We start from the raw sequence: 15,151 nt of genomic DNA, 5'->3' as shown, positions 1-15,151 counted from the left end.
TTTATGCTTCTTCCGGTACATCCTTCATGCTGAAGCTGATTCTTCCCATCTTGTCCTTGCCAAGGCAGATAACTTTGACCTTGTCGCCAAGTGTGAGAACATCCTCAACACGGTTGATCCTCTGTTTGGATATCTTGGAAATGTGTACCATTCCCTCCTTGCCAGGTGCAAACTCAAGGAAAGCACCAAACTCTTTGATGCTGACTACGCGACCTGTGAAGATCTGTCCTGCCTCAAAATCAGTAGTGATGATCTCGATCATGCGCTTAGCCTCATCCATGCCTCTCTGATCTGTTCCGCAGATAGAAACTGCACCGTCATCTGTGATATCAATCTTAACGCCTGTGCGCTCAATGATAGTGTTGATAGTCTTTCCTCTCTGACCTACAACATCACCGATCTTCTGAGGATCGATCTGGATCTGAATGATCTTAGGAGCAAACTCACCAACAGTTGTACGAGGTTTGTCGATACATTTCTCCATAACTTCTGTGAGGATATACTCTCTTGCCTCTTTTGTCCTGCGAATCGCTTCCTCAACGATCGGTCTTGTAAGACCGTGGATCTTGATATCCATCTGGATTGCTGTGATTCCGTCATGTGTTCCGGCTACCTTAAAGTCCATATCTCCGAAGAAATCCTCAAGGCCCTGAATATCTGTAAGAACAATGTAGTCATCGTCTGTCTCACCTGTAACAAGTCCGCAGGAAATACCTGCAACCGGTTTCCTGATAGGTACGCCGGCAGCCATCAGTGACATAGTAGATGCACAGATACTTGCCTGGGATGTGGAACCGTTTGACTCAAATGTCTCAGATACAGTACGGATCGCATATGGAAATTCTTCCTCTGTAGGAAGTACCGGTACCAGTGCTCTCTCAGCAAGTGCTCCGTGACCGATCTCACGACGTCCCGGTCCTCTGGAAGGCTTGGTCTCACCTACAGAATAGGACGGGAAATTGTAATGGTGCATATATCTCTTGGATGTCTCAAACTCATCCAGTCCGTCAAGACGCTGTGCCTCTGTAAGAGGAGCCAGTGTTGTAACTGTACAGATCTGTGTCTGTCCTCTTGTAAACATGGCAGAACCATGAACTCTCGGAATGATGTCTGTCTCAGCTGCCAGAGGACGGATCTGTCTGATCTCACGGCCGTCCGGACGTTTGTGATCTTTGAGGATCATTTTGCGGACAGTCTTCTTCTGGTACTGATATACAGCTTCGCCAAGAACAGAAAGCCACTCTTCGTTATCTGCAAAAGCTTCTTTCAGCTTGTCTGTGATCTCGCTGATATTATTCTCACGTGTCTGTTTGTCATCAGAGAATACAGCAACCTCCATCTCTTCCGGAGGAACAATCTTCTTGATCTCATCAAAGAGCTCCTGCGGTACTGCACAGGACTCATAGGAATGTTTCTCTTTTCCGCACTCAGCAACAATCTGGTCGATGAATCTGATGATCTCCTGGTTTACTTCGTGAGCCTTGTAGATGGCCTCGATCATCTTGTCCTCCGGGATCTCGTTAGCTCCGGCCTCGATCATGATAACTTTCTCTCTTGTGGAAGCTACTGTAAGCTGAAGGTCAGAAACAGATTTCTGTACAAGTGTCGGGTTGATGATGAACTCACCGTCGATCATACCAACCTGTGTAGTTGCACATGGACCATCGAACGGGATATCGGAAATACAGGTTGCAATAGAAGAACCAAGCATAGCCGGGATCTCCGGATTGCACTCCGGGTCAACAGACATAACCATGTCTACCAGTGTTACATCGTTTCTGTAATCCTTCGGGAACAAAGGACGCATCGGACGGTCAATAACACGTGAAGTAAGAATAGCATGCTCACTTGCCTTACCTTCTCTCTTATTAAATCCTCCCGGGATCTTTCCTACTGCGTACATCTTCTCCTCATACTCAACGCTTAACGGGAAGAAATCAATTCCTTCTCTCGGCTCTTTGGATGCGGTAGCTGTAGCAAGAACTGTAGTGTCACCATAGTGCATAAGAGCAGCACCATTAGCCTGCTTCGCAACACGTCCGATATCTACAGTCAGTGTTCTTCCTGCAAGTTCCATGGAATAACTTTTGTACATATTCGTTCTCCTTTTCTGATAATATACTGAATTTTAACAGGAGTCCGAAACAACTGAAAAGACCACTTCCCCTGGAAAAAGATCTCAACCGGAAATGGGCTTTTCAGTAGTCTCGGAAATCACTCCTGTGGTAATTCCGTGTGTGTTGTCACACATGTTAAAATGGGGCGGATGGAATCATCCGCCCCTCCCGTAGCAATTATTTTCTTAAACCTAATTTCTCAATCAGTGCACGGTATCTTTCGATGTCTGTTTTCTTAAGGTAAGCAAGAAGGCCACGTCTCTGACCTACCATTTTCAGAAGACCTCTTCTGGAATGATGATCTTTGTGGTGTGTTTTAAGGTGCTCTGTGAGCTCCTGGATTCTTGCTGTAAGAACTGCAACCTGAACCTCCGGTGAACCTGTGTCACCCTCTGTTCTTGCATACTCTTTCATGATTGCTGCTTTCTTCTCTTTAGAAATCATTGTTATTTCCTCCTTGAAATTTTAAATTAAACGCCGGGTATTAAGAAGTGGTCGGAGATTCCGGCTTCTGAATACTGGCTTTTTTTCACCTCGAACAGTATAGCACACGGTTACTGACCTGTAAACTGTTTTTTCGAAAAGTTTTTTGCAAAATAGGCCTTTCCTTTTTCTGCGTCCTTCAGAAGCTGTTCTTTCAGTGCTTCTATAGAAGAAAAACGTTTCTCAGGTCTTGAATAATGAAGAAACTCTACTCTGCAAGGTTCCCCGTACAGATCCTCCTCACATTCAAAAAGATATGTCTCCACGCCAAGGAATCTCTCGCCTACTGTAGGCTTGTATCCCACATTGGTGATTCCATAAAGGCTTCGGTTTCCAAAATGGGACACTGTATCATAGACTCCGTTTGGCGGCATCAGCTTCTCTTTTACCGGAACGATATTTGTTGTCGGAAGAAGAACTTTATGTCCCATTCCCCGGCCATGTTCGATCACACCGTCCACAAAATAGGAAAATCCCAGAAGATCGTTGACCTTTTCCATATTTCCTCTTTTGAGTTCTTCGCGGATAAAAGTACTGCTGATCTTTCGTCGGCCTTCCATTTCTTTCGGAATGATATCCACGGAAAAGCCAAGCTTCTTTCCCATTTCAGCAAGAAGCTCCGGTGTTCCCTTCCGCTCATATCCGAACCGGAAATCTTCACCTACTGCAACATGCTCAGCCTGAAGATCTCCTACCAGGATCTCTTTTATAAAAGTTTCTGCTTTCATATGGCGGATCCGGACATCAAGAGGACATTCTACCAGAACATCTACTCCTGCCTTTTCAAGGATGTGGCACCGTTCTTCTTTTGTAAAGATCATCTGACTGCCGATTCCCAGGGAAAAAAGCACTGTCTGAAGACCTTTTTCTTTCTGCTCCAGAATGTTTTCCACCAGTTTCTGATGGCCGCGGTGTATGCCGTCAAATTTTCCCAATGTCACCGCACTTTTGGAAAGGCGCGGAAATTCTCCGTCAATCTTCAAGTATTCCATATTTACTCCTGCCATGTCCATTACAGATCACACAAAAAACATACGGACCGGTACGTATTTCTCTTTTCGCTCATCCCAGCCATATATTCCTGTGAAATCCCCGCTGCTTTTATACATGCGGACGTTTTTCTGCCTGCTTCCTCCCTGTACCATTTCTTCCGGGAGAGGATTTCCGTTGCAAAGAAATCTGTCTCCCTCTACTGTACACGTAAGAGCAGGATACATAGAAAGCACAGCTTCGATCGGAACGATTTTTTCAAGGATCGTTCCTTCAGCAACCGCTTCTTCTACCTGGGAAAGCGTCAGGCTCTCTTCCAGTGTAAAATTCCCGGATTTTGTCCGAAGAAGCTCCTCCATAGCACCGCCGCAGCCAAGTTTTTCTCCTATGTCATTGCAAAGTGTGCGGATATAGGTTCCCTTGCTGCAAGTGACGCTTATACGTACCAGTGGCAGAGACGTATCCAGGATCCTTATCTCATAAAAAACCACAGGGCGTGGCTTACGCTCTATGGTTTTTCCTTCTCTGGCCAGCTCGTAAAGCTTCTTTCCGTTTACCTTCAGTGCAGAATACATTGGTGGAATCTGCATCTGCTCCCCCACAAAAGATTCCACAGCCTCACGGACTTCCTCTTCTGTAACAGTTACCGGCTTCTCAGAAAGAACTGCTCCTGTCATATCCTGGGTATCTGTGGAAACACCCAGTCTTAAGACTGCCTCGTATGTTTTTTCTTTTTCGGTAAGAAGCTCCACCAGACGGGTTCCTCTGCCAAGTGCAACAGGAAGCACTCCCTCTGCCGCCGGGTCAAGAGTTCCTGTGTGGCCGATTTTTTTCATGTGGAGAATTCCACGTAACTTTGCAACTACATCATGAGAGGTATAACCTTTTTCCTTTCGGATCACAAGTATTCCGTCCATGATCTTATCTTTACTCCTCTGTAAGCTGTTTCTCAATCTCAGCGGTAAGGTTGTTGATCACATCGTACATGGAACCCTGCATGTCACAGCCGGCTGCACGTACGTGCCCGCCGCCTCCGAAAAACACAGCGATTTTGCTCACATCCACCTTTCCGTTGGAACGAAGAGAGACTTTGAATCTCTGTGTCTCTATCTCATAGATAAAGATCGCAACCTCTACACCTGCAGTAAGACGAAGCTGGCTTACGATTCCTTCCAGATCCTTTCCTTCCACACTATAGAAATCCATCTCTCTCTTTTTCAGATATCCGGCCACGCACCTGCCATTCTGGAGAAGAATGCTCTCTGCCAGAACACGGCCCATGACCTGATTCTGAAGATATGTTTTCTGGTAAAAGGATTCATCGATGATCCTGCTGAAATCAAATCCTGTTTTCATCAGTTCACCGGCAATCCTCATGGTTTCCGGTGTTGTGGAAGAATACTGGAACACGCCGGTGTCATGTGCCATTCCCGTGTAGATCGGGATTGCAATAGAACGATCGATCTTCTCTGCATCCAGAAGTCCGTAAAGAACTTCACTTGCAGAACTAATATCACCTTTTACATGATTGATGTCAGCGAATCCATTGTTGCTCACATGATGATCAATGCAGGCTGTCTTTTTTGCTGTGTCAAAATATTTCCGGGCAACAGCAAGTCTGTCCAGCGCGCTGACATCACAGGTAATAAACAGGTCATAAACCTTATCTGCCTCTGCTTCTGTCTTAACCTCATCCATTCCGTCAATATAATTAAACACAGACTTCGGATCTTCCAGATAGATATCTGTCTCTATCTCCGGATAATATTTCCGAAGATAGAGATACAGAGCCATACAGGAACCGATGCAGTCTCCATCAGGACGGATGTGGCCGCCGATGCCCACTGTTTTTACATTTTCCAGTATTTCTGAAATGTTTTTCATTTTTTCCACCTATTCCTCTGTTTCCATCCCATTCATTACATCATTGATTTTCTTTGACATATTGACACCATATTCAATGGACTCATCCAGGATAAAACGAATTTCCGGTGTATTGCGGAGATTCAGTCTTCTGGCCAGTTCTCTCCTGATATAGCCCTCCGCGTTCTTCAGGCCGCGAAGTGTGGAATCTTTTGCCTGCTGTTCGCCCAGCACACTGATGTAGGCTTTGCAGGTCTTAAGATCCGGTGCTACTTCCACTGCCGTTACGGAAGTCATTGGATGAATCCTCGGGTCTTTGATTTCCCCGTGTATGATGGTGCTGAGTTCTTTCTGAACTGCGCCATTCACACGTGTATTTTTAATGCTGTTTTTTCTCATTTAGAGTCACTCCTATCTTGGTACCTCTACCATGATATACGCTTCGACTTTATCTTCTTCCTTGACATCGTTGAAGTCATTGAATACAAGACCACACTCATATCCTGCACGTACTTCCTTGACATCATCTTTAAATCTCTTAAGGGATGCAAGCTCGCCCTCGTAGATCTGATCCTCGCCTCTTGTGATACGAACCTTACAGTTACGTTGGAACGTACCGTCAAGCACATAGCTTCCTGCGATAGTTCCTACACCAGATGCCTTGAACAGCTGACGAACCTCTGCATGACCGATTACCTTCTCCTCAAATACAGGATCCAGCATACCCTTCATGGCTGCTTCTACATCCTCGATTGCCTGATAGATTACTTTGTAAAGCCTGAGGTCTACGCCCTCCTGCTCAGCAAGCTGTTTTGCTGTGGTATCCGGACGAACGTTAAATCCGATGATGATAGCGTTGGATGTTGCAGCAAGGCTGACATCAGATTCATTGATGGCACCTACGCCGCCGTGAATAACCTTAACCACAACTTCCTCATTGGAAAGTTTTGTAAGACTCTGTTTAACGGCCTCAACAGATCCCTGTACATCGGCTTTAACGATGATCGGAAGCTCTTTAAGATCGCTTGCCTGAATCTGGTCGAACAGGTTATCAAGAGAAAGTTTGCCTTTTGTCTCCTCAAGAAGACGGCTCTTATTCTCTGTAACAAATGCGCCTGCAAAGTTCTTGGCTTCTTTATCGCTCTCAAAGGACATCAGGATCTCACCTGCATTCGGAACATCACCAAGTCCAAGGATCTCAACAGGTGTGGACGGACCGGCCTCTTTTACACGGCGTCCCTTATCATCCATCATTGCACGTACTTTACCGTTACATGCACCTGCTGCGATGAAATCTCCCACATGGAGAGTACCCTTCTGTACAAGAATTGTGGCAACCGGTCCTTTACCTTTGTCAAGCTGAGCCTCGATAACAAGACCTCTTGCTTCACGGTTCGGATTGGCTTTCAGCTCGGAAACCTCTGCTGTAAGAAGGATCATTTCAAGAAGGCTCTCAATTCCCTCTCCTGTATGAGCAGATACAGGAACGAAGATGGTGCTTCCGCCCCAGTCCTCAGGAATCAGCTCATACTCGGAAAGCTCCTGTTTTACACGCTCTACATTTGCACTTGGCTTATCGATCTTGTTGATAGCAACGATGATCTCAACGCCTGCTGCTTTTGCATGGCTGATCGCCTCGACTGTCTGCGGCATTACACCATCGTCTGCTGCTACTACAAGGACTGCGATATCTGTGGCGTTTGCGCCACGCATACGCATAGCTGTGAATGCCTCATGTCCCGGTGTATCCAGGAATGTGATCTTCTGGCCCTTGATATTTACCACGTAAGCACCAATGTGCTGTGTGATTCCGCCGGCCTCGCCTCTTGTTACGTTTGTATTACGGATCGCATCAAGAAGAGATGTTTTACCATGGTCAACATGACCCATAACACAGACTACAGGAGGTCTTGGAACCATATCGTCTTCATCCTCCTCATCCTCTTTGAGGAGTTCTGCGATCACATCGACTTTCTCTTCTTTCTCAGCGATGATATCGAAACCAAGTGCGATCTCCTCAGCTTTATCAAAGTCAATCTCCTGGTTTACTGTTACCATAACACCTTCCATGAAAAGTTTCTTCACGATCACGGACGGCTGCATCTTCATCGCGTCCGCAAGCTCACGGATGGTAAGCTTCTCCGGAATGGTGATTTCCTTGATCTCCGGCTTCTTCTCTTCCTGCTTTGGCTGTGGATTCGGTTTCTGAAGTGCTTTCGGAATTCTGGAATTCGGTCTGCGTCCACCCTGATTCGGTCTGCGTCCACTCTGACCGGCTTTCTCAAAATCTTTCTTTTTGTTCTTGTTCTCTCTGTCACGCTCACGCTTGCTGTCCTTAGATGTCTTGGTCAGCTCCGGTGTGAATACAGTATCTGAAGCTCCACCGCTTCTTCTCTGTCCCGGACGCTGTCCGCCGCCCTGGCCACCACGGTTTGCTCCGCCGAAACGGTTATCTCCGCCTCTTCCGCCTTCGGAACGTCCGCCCTGGCCTCCCTGGCCACGGTTTGCTCCACCGCCGAAACGGTTTCCTCCGTCTCTTCTTCCTTCAAAGCTTCCGCCCTGACCTCCCTGGCCACGGTTTGCTCCACCGCCAAAACGGCTTCCGCCTCTTCCGTCATTCTGACGTGGGCCTCTGTTTCCCTCGCCCTGTCTTGCCGGACGTCCCTCACCATTCTGGGAACGGTTTCCGCCAAAACGATTTCCTCCGTCTCTTCTTCCCTCGAAACTTCTTCCGTCACGGTTTCCGTCTCTTCTTCCTTCCGGACGGCTACCCTGCGGTCTTCCGCCCTGGGAACGGTTCTGGCCTCCCTGGCCGTTTCTCTGCTCACCGGACTCACCGTTTCTTGTGTTTGTTCCTGTGCTTCTCTGACCGCCATTCTGTGGACGTGCCGGTCCCTTTCTCTCGCCTGCTGCCGGTTTTCTTCTTCCTTTACCGCCATCGCTGGCATTCTGTGCATGAAATACACGGATAATATTTTTTTTCTTTTTCGGTGCTTCAGACTTGTTACCCTCTGTATTCACCGTTGTTGTTTTTTCTTCTGTTTTTGGAGTATCCAATTGTCTATTTTGCTCCTTTCCCGATTTGCTAAATTTATCTTTTAACATTACTATAAGTCAAACCTCCTTACAGACATCAAAGCTTTATCTGCCGGATTATTTTTCCAGCTCTTTGATCATTGCCTTTGCAAAATTTTCGTCCTGCACGGCGAGGCTGGCACGGAATTCCTTGCCCATTGCTCTGCCCAGGCTCTCTTTGTCTGAAAGGAAATATAACGGAACTTCGTAATAGGTACACATATTCCGAAATTTCTTTTTTGTATTTTCGGAGGCATCATCTGCCACCAGTGCCAGGAAACCTTTTCCTGTTTTTACGGATTTCTCTGTGGAGAATTCTCCGCTCACTGTTTTTCCTGCTTTTGTTGCCAGTCCGATAAGTGATAAAACCTTATTGTTTTTCAATTGATTCGAACTCCTTCTTGAGGTTCTGATACACTTCATCCGGGACTGCCATTTTCAAAGAACGCTCCAGACCATGGTTCTTGATGGCCTTCTCCAGGCATTCCTCTGAGAAACAAAGGTATGCGCCGCGTCCGTTCTTCTTGCCAGTAGCGTCCAGGATGATCTCATTCTCTGATGTTTTGAGGACTCGTATCATTTCCTTTTTGCTTTTCATTTCCCTGCAGCCGGTACACTGACGCATGGGAATCTTGGTTCTCGTTTTCATTATTCCTCGGCATCTCCATCTGCTGTTTCTTCAGCTTCTGTTTCTGTCTCTTCTGCAATTTCTTCTGTTTCCTCAAAATCTTCGGAAATAGTTTCTTCTGTCAGTTCTTCCTCTGCGTCCTCATGCTCTTCATCGTAATCAAAATCACCGGACTCTCTTGCCTGTGTTTCACTCTTGATGTCGATCTTGAATCCTGTCAGTCTTGCTGCAAGACGTGCATTCTGTCCTTCTTTACCAATCGCAAGGGAAAGCTGATAATCCGGTACTACTACCAGAGCTGTTTTTTCATCAGGATCAGCCATAACTGCGATAACTTTTGCAGGGCTCAACGCGTTCTCAATGAGGATAGCCGGGTTCTCATCCCAGTTGATGATATCGATCTTCTCACCGTGAAGTTCGTTGACAACCGCACCTACACGTGCGCCATTCATACCAACACATGCTCCCACAGCATCTACATCCGGATCATTGCTCCATACCGCAATCTTTGTACGGGAACCTGCCTCACGGGCAATGCTCTTGATCTCAACAGTACCATCTCTTACCTCAGCAACCTCGGACTCAAAGAGTCTCTTTACAAGACCAGGATGTGTTCTGGATACCAGGATACGTGGTCCCTTCGGTGTATCCTTAACCTCAAGGATGTATACCTTAATTCTCTCTGTTGGCTGGAATGTCTCGCCTTTTACCTGCTCGTTCTCTGTGAGTACTGCATCTGCCTTACCAAGGTTGATGCTGACATTTTTGCCCATTACTCTCTGAACGATACCTGTTACAACTTCTTTTTCGATTCCGTAGTACTGATCGTAGAGAACTTTTCGCTCTTCCTCGCGGATTTTCTGAAGGATCACGTTCTTCGCATTCTGTGTTGCGATACGTCCGAATTCCTTTGACTGGATCTCAACTTTCATGATATCGCCAATCTCCGCGTTGGTGTTTGTTTTCTGTGCATCCACCAGAGAAATCTCAAGTGCCGGATCTTCCACATGCTCTACTACAGTTCTGTCTGCATATACACTGAAATCGCATGTCTCCGGATCGATCATAACGTGAACGTTGTCTGCTTTTCCGAAATGGTTCTTACATGCCTGGATCAGTGACTGCTCAATTGCCTCCAGCAGTGTATCCTTGCTGATGTTCTTCTCTTTTTCAAGAATATCCAGCGCGTCTCTTAAATCTCTGCTCATTTTCCTTTTTTTCCTCCTGAACTTTTACAGATTCGATTCTCTTAGAATTCAATTGCAAGACGAATCAGAGCGATATCTTTCTTATCAAAGGTGCGTTCTGTACCGTCTTCATCGATTGTCACACTGTTACTATCATATGCCTTTAAAATGCCGCAGAACTCTTTTTGTTTCTCGATCGGCCGGTAGGTACGGATCTCCACCAGCTTGCCAAGGCTTCTCTTAAAATCTTTTTCTTTTTTAAGAGGCCGGTCAAGTCCCGGTGAACTGATCTCCATAATATAGCTGTCTTCGATAAAATCCTGCTCATCCAGGATGTCGCTGAATGCACGGCTTACATCCTCGCAGTCATTTACTGTGATCCCACCCGGCTTGTCAATATAGCCGCGGAGATACCAGCATCCTGCTTCCTTGACATATTCCACATCTACCAGCTCAAAGCCTCTGGACTCTACGATCGGTGTAAGGATCGCCTCTGCCTTCTGTTCATATTCTTCCCGTCTGCTCATGCTCCCACCTGCCTTTCTTCTTTCTGCTGTTGTAAACATTTCTGAACAAATTCCTTCTCAACAAATAGGAGCGGGCTCTCGCCCACTCCTATGCCAACAAGTTCTTAGTTTCGTTCATTGTAACACCAATGTCTGTTAATTGCAAGTATTAATTCTGGAAAAACCTTTTCCACCCTTACGACAGCCGCCCATTCTCCATCTCATACACCACATCTGCCACATTCATGGTGGAGACTCTGTGGGATACCAGGACTACAGTGCGGCGGGTGGTGTCTTCTTTCAGGGACTTGAGGATGATGCCTTCGTTGAGGGAATCCAAATTGGAAGTTGGTTCATCCAGAAGTAAAAGGGGACTGTCATGGAGGAAGGCTCTTGCAATGCCGATCCTCTGTTTCTCGCCACCGGAAAGGGTGTCTCCAAGTTCTCCGACCTCTGTGTCATATCCTTTGGGAAGAGTCATGATAAAGTCATGGATGGAGGCTTTTTTTGCGGCAGCCATGATTTCTTCCCGGGTAGCTCCCGGCTTCGCGATGGCGATGTTATTTGCGATGGAATCGTGGAACAGATGGGTTTCCTGTGTCACATAGCTTTCCAGGTCGCGGAGATGACGGGTGGGGATTTCCCGCACATCTCTGTTATCTACGGAGATCATTCCTTTATTCACATCCCAGAAACGCATAAGAAGCTTCAGCAGTGTGGATTTTCCGGAGCCGCTGGAACCGTGGATACCAGTAATCCTGCCAGGGGAAAGCTTCAGGGAGTAGTCGTCAAGAATTGTTTCATCTTCGTATGCAAAGGTTACATGAGCTGCTTCCGCACCTGAAAATCCAACAACAGATTCATTTTCAATCTTCTCCGAATCAGAGCTATATGCTCCATCCTTTTCCCAACCGTTAACATGCATACCAGCTGTTATCCGTTCCGGTTCATTTTGTTTCTCCACATCATTAAACCTTCCAACTGCATGAAACTCGATTCCATCCGGAATCTCCTCCACCAGCGGCTTCTCCTCCAGAAGGGACAGCACACGTTCACCACTCGCCAGAGTCTGGTTCAGATTATTGGAAAGGCTGGACAGCGCCACAACCGGACCAAAAGATCCCATCATGGCAATGGTACAGGTAAGGATTCCGTCAAAACCAATCTCACCTTTTCCATAAAGATAGATCGTCAGTGCCAGCATTCCAAAAGAAGCAAGCAGGATCATCAGATTTGTAAAGGATCTCTGGGAACCTTCCATCCGGCTTAACTCTTCCTGCATTCCCGCAAGCTTCCGGGAACGGTCAGACATCTGGCCTTTACGTTTTTCGCCCTGGTTGTATTGGATCGTCTCATCCAGACCCCGAAGGGAATCCAGTACAAAACTGTTCAGCTCGCCAAACTCTGTACGAAATTCCATACCCTTCTGACTTCCACACTTTCCATTCCACATGGGGATGACCACACCTACGATCAGATATGACGCCAGTGCCAGTACTCCGGCAAGCACATGGTATCTTCCGATAAAGATCACCATGATCACAGAAGTCAGCATTGCAATAGCTATTGGAGAAATGGTATGTGCGTAAAAAACCTCCAGAAGCTCGATATCCGTAGTGATAATGGAGATCAGATTACCCTTGTCACGGCCTTCCAGCTTTGCAGGACAGAGCTTTCGCAGAGCGGCAAATACTTTATGGCGAATGATCGCCAGAAGCTTAAAGGCAATAAAATGATTACAATACTGTTCCATATAATGAAGGATACCACGAAGCACCGCAATAAGGATCATCACGGCAAGGATCCTGTTCACAGAAGCTCCGGAAAGCCAGGTGCTCTTCATTGCAGCTTCTGAGATCACAGAAATCTCCGCACCTGCAGCATTTCCTGCCAGCCCGTGAAGAATCACCTGCCCTGCCAGGATGGTCAGGAAAATAGCACATAAATATCCAACGGTTCCCAGTATGATTGCCGCCACCATAATATGTAGAAGTGGTTTCACCAGACCAATAAGACTTCCCATGATAGCAATGGCACTTCTTCGCTTTTTCGCTGTATCTGTTCCCGCCATGGCCATATCTGTCTTCTGCCTGTATATATTTTTCTGAGTTTCAGCCATTTCACGTGCGTTATTGTCACTCATCACACATTTCCCTCCTTCCCATAATTTTCCAGTGCCCTCTGGCTCTCATACAGATGACAGTAATCGCCACCCAGGGTCATCAGCTCCTCATGCTTTCCGCATTCTCTGATCTCACCGTTCTTCAGGAAGTAGATCTGATCGGACTGTACCACATTGGCAAGTCTGTGGGAGATCAGAAGTACAGTCCTGGTTTTTGCCATCTCATGAATAACATCCATGATCAGCTCTTCACTTTCCACATCAATGTTGGAGGTGGCTTCATCCATAATGTACACAGGGGCATCCGCAAGAAGTGCCCTGGCGATCACAAGGCGCTGGCACTGACCCCCTGAAAGATTTCCCGCCTTTTCCAAAAGAACCGTATCCAGCCCGTTCTGGGTATCCAGAAATCCAAGGAGATTGACCTTCTTAAGGACCTCACGCATTTCCTGATCCGTGGCATCCGTTTTTGCCATCTGAAGATTTTCACGAACTGTTCCCTTAAAGAGATAACTGTTGTGGCGCACCAGAACCACATGTTCCATCAGGTCATCTTCGCGAACGTCCCCGCGGGCAACTCCTCCGATACGGATATCACCGGAAAACTCCCGGTTCTTTCCGGAGAGGATTCCCGCAATGGTACTCTTACCACAGCCGGACTCTCCAACCAGGGAAACAAAACTTCCCGCAGGAACCTGAAGATCGATCCCGCCAAGGATCTCACGGTCCTTCTCATAGGAAAAATGCACATCCCGAAAAGAAATATCCAGACCGCCCTCCGGCAGAGTCTTCTCTCCGGCTTTCGGCTCTGAAATATCCAATATCCGGAAAATCTTATCACTGGCAGCCATACCGTTCATGGCAATATGAAAAAAGGATCCAAGCAGCCGCAGCGGCAGAAAAAACTCACTGGACAGAAGCACAATGCAGAGGGTTCCGGAAAGGTTTAAATTCCCATGTAGAAACTCCGTCACCGCCACCGCCATACCAATGGCCGCACCGCCGTAAGCCACAATATCCATCACACTGGTGGAATTCAGCTGCATGGTTAAAACCTTCATGGTGATCTGGCGGAACCGCTGGGACTCCGCATCCATCTCGTCTGCTTTCTGCTGGTCTGCCTGATAGATCTTTAAGGTAGTCAGACCCTGAAGATTTTCCAGGAAGGAATCTCCAAGTCCTGTATAAATGCTCCAGTATTTGTTAAGAAGCTTCCTGGCGATCTTCTGTACCACCACAATGGAAATGGGAAGCAGCGGCACACAGATCAGAAGTACCACGCTGGCTTTTAAGCTCACCCGGCAGAGGATCACAAAGAGTGTTACCGGTGCGATCAGGCTGTAAAACAGCTGGGGGAGATATTTTCCGAAATAGGTTTCCAGCTGCTCCACACCTTCTGTGGAAACCTGCACCACTTCAGAGGAGGAAACCTGCTCTCTGTAGGAAGCACCCAGCTTCAGCATTTTTTCATAAATTTTTTCTCTGAGGATCCGCTTTACATCCACGCAGGCCAGATAGGACGACCTTGCGCCCATCCGCTCACAGAAGAAGCGGATTACAACAACCAGGATCAGCGTAAGAACTGTCCGTTTTACACTTTCTGAAGTAACGGAACCGTAAATCACTTTTTCCAGCAGCCCTGCAATGGAAAAAACGGCAATCACCTGGGACAGCAGGGCAAGCCACTGCCACAGGATCGTATACACGATATATTTTTTTGCGTGGGATAAAAGTCCCACCAGTCTTGTCTTGATCATTGGCTGCTCACACCTCCGGCTCCACAGTTTTTACTCTGAGGAAGAAATACAGAATGTGGCATACCCACACAACGGCTATGCAGATTCTTCCCACAGGCACATTTTTCATGCAGATAAATCCGATGACCATAACTACGGTCACCATGCCGATGATCTTGCATTTGGTTCCAAGCGTCATGGCTCTTTTCTGCACAAAACTGTCCAGATGTTTTTTATAAAGGTCTGTTCCTATAAACCAGGTATGGAGCCGTTCCGAGCTTTTTGCAAAGCAGAACAGCGTTGCCATATAAAAGGGAACCGTAGGCAGGATCGGAAGGACAACTCCGATGGTGCCAAGTCCAAGGCAAAGAAACCCCAGCAGGATCCAGAATATTTTCAATGGATTTCTCATTTTCTTTCCTTTCCCGGGTTCTTATCCCGATG

The 15,151-nt window shown here is 46.9% G+C and carries 14 protein-coding genes; all 14 read right to left on the bottom strand.

Going from position 1 to position 15,151, the window contains the following annotated elements; all coding sequences use genetic code 11:
• Position 1 precedes the first annotated feature (1 nt).
• The 14 genes from AC04Q4_RS00855 to AC04Q4_RS00790 all read right to left on the bottom strand — a co-directional run bounded on the left by AC04Q4_RS00855 (position 2) and on the right by AC04Q4_RS00790 (position 15,119).
• Entirely contained in the window at positions 2 to 2,095 is a 2,094-nt protein-coding gene (locus AC04Q4_RS00855) for a polyribonucleotide nucleotidyltransferase (RefSeq protein WP_476388297.1), read from the bottom strand.
• A 199-nt stretch (positions 2,096 to 2,294) separates the two neighbouring features.
• A complete protein-coding gene (gene rpsO / locus AC04Q4_RS00850; protein ID WP_114001446.1) occupies positions 2,295 to 2,561 on the bottom strand; it encodes a 30S ribosomal protein S15 in 267 nt (88 codons plus the stop codon).
• Positions 2,562 to 2,671: 110 nt separating this feature from the next.
• The gene (ribF, locus tag AC04Q4_RS00845; protein ID WP_173755339.1) at positions 2,672 to 3,592 is read right to left on the bottom strand and encodes a riboflavin biosynthesis protein RibF; all 921 of its coding nucleotides are present in this window, start codon (positions 3,590 to 3,592) and stop codon (positions 2,672 to 2,674) included.
• A 27-nt stretch (positions 3,593 to 3,619) separates the two neighbouring features.
• Positions 3,620 to 4,510, bottom strand: coding sequence for a tRNA pseudouridine(55) synthase TruB (gene truB, locus AC04Q4_RS00840; protein ID WP_476389070.1), 891 nt, complete (start codon positions 4,508 to 4,510; stop codon positions 3,620 to 3,622).
• Between the two features lie 7 nt (positions 4,511 to 4,517).
• On the bottom strand, positions 4,518 to 5,474 hold the full coding sequence (locus AC04Q4_RS00835; RefSeq protein ID WP_173755341.1) for a DHH family phosphoesterase: 957 nt from the start codon (positions 5,472 to 5,474) through the stop codon (positions 4,518 to 4,520).
• Between the two features lie 9 nt (positions 5,475 to 5,483).
• Complete coding sequence (rbfA, locus tag AC04Q4_RS00830) at positions 5,484 to 5,852, bottom strand: 30S ribosome-binding factor RbfA (RefSeq protein ID WP_119240190.1); 369 nt, start codon at positions 5,850 to 5,852, stop codon at positions 5,484 to 5,486.
• A gap of 12 nt (positions 5,853 to 5,864) precedes the next feature.
• A complete protein-coding gene (gene infB / locus AC04Q4_RS00825; RefSeq protein ID WP_476388296.1) occupies positions 5,865 to 8,558 on the bottom strand; it encodes a translation initiation factor IF-2 in 2,694 nt (897 codons plus the stop codon).
• Between the two features lie 48 nt (positions 8,559 to 8,606).
• On the bottom strand, positions 8,607 to 8,912 hold the full coding sequence (locus AC04Q4_RS00820) for a L7Ae/L30e/S12e/Gadd45 family ribosomal protein (RefSeq protein WP_173755343.1): 306 nt from the start codon (positions 8,910 to 8,912) through the stop codon (positions 8,607 to 8,609).
• Entirely contained in the window at positions 8,899 to 9,177 is a 279-nt protein-coding gene (gene rnpM, locus AC04Q4_RS00815; protein ID WP_021977122.1) for an RNase P modulator RnpM, read from the bottom strand. The genes AC04Q4_RS00820 and rnpM overlap by 14 nt, the downstream gene beginning before the upstream one ends.
• Positions 9,177 to 10,364, bottom strand: a complete 1,188-nt coding sequence (nusA, locus tag AC04Q4_RS00810; RefSeq protein WP_173738703.1) for a transcription termination factor NusA — start codon at positions 10,362 to 10,364, stop codon at positions 9,177 to 9,179. The genes rnpM and nusA overlap by 1 nt, the downstream gene beginning before the upstream one ends.
• 41 nt (positions 10,365 to 10,405) lie before the next feature.
• Entirely contained in the window at positions 10,406 to 10,870 is a 465-nt protein-coding gene (locus AC04Q4_RS00805; RefSeq protein WP_173738704.1) for a ribosome maturation factor RimP, read from the bottom strand.
• A 175-nt stretch (positions 10,871 to 11,045) separates the two neighbouring features.
• On the bottom strand, positions 11,046 to 12,920 hold the full coding sequence (locus AC04Q4_RS00800) for an ATP-binding cassette domain-containing protein (RefSeq protein WP_476389069.1): 1,875 nt from the start codon (positions 12,918 to 12,920) through the stop codon (positions 11,046 to 11,048).
• A 71-nt stretch (positions 12,921 to 12,991) separates the two neighbouring features.
• Positions 12,992 to 14,728 carry an ABC transporter transmembrane domain-containing protein gene (locus AC04Q4_RS00795; protein WP_476388295.1) on the bottom strand — a complete coding sequence of 579 codons (1,737 nt, stop codon included), beginning with the start codon at positions 14,726 to 14,728 and terminating at the stop codon, positions 12,992 to 12,994.
• A 7-nt stretch (positions 14,729 to 14,735) separates the two neighbouring features.
• Positions 14,736 to 15,119: a YbaN family protein gene (locus tag AC04Q4_RS00790; RefSeq protein WP_173737635.1), complete on the bottom strand. Its 384-nt coding sequence runs from the start codon at positions 15,117 to 15,119 to the stop codon at positions 14,736 to 14,738.
• Positions 15,120 to 15,151 lie beyond the last annotated feature (32 nt).

It is taken from the genome of Blautia sp. HA8986 (genome assembly GCF_056504635.1).
This window is presented reverse-complemented; position numbering and strand designations above follow the sequence as displayed.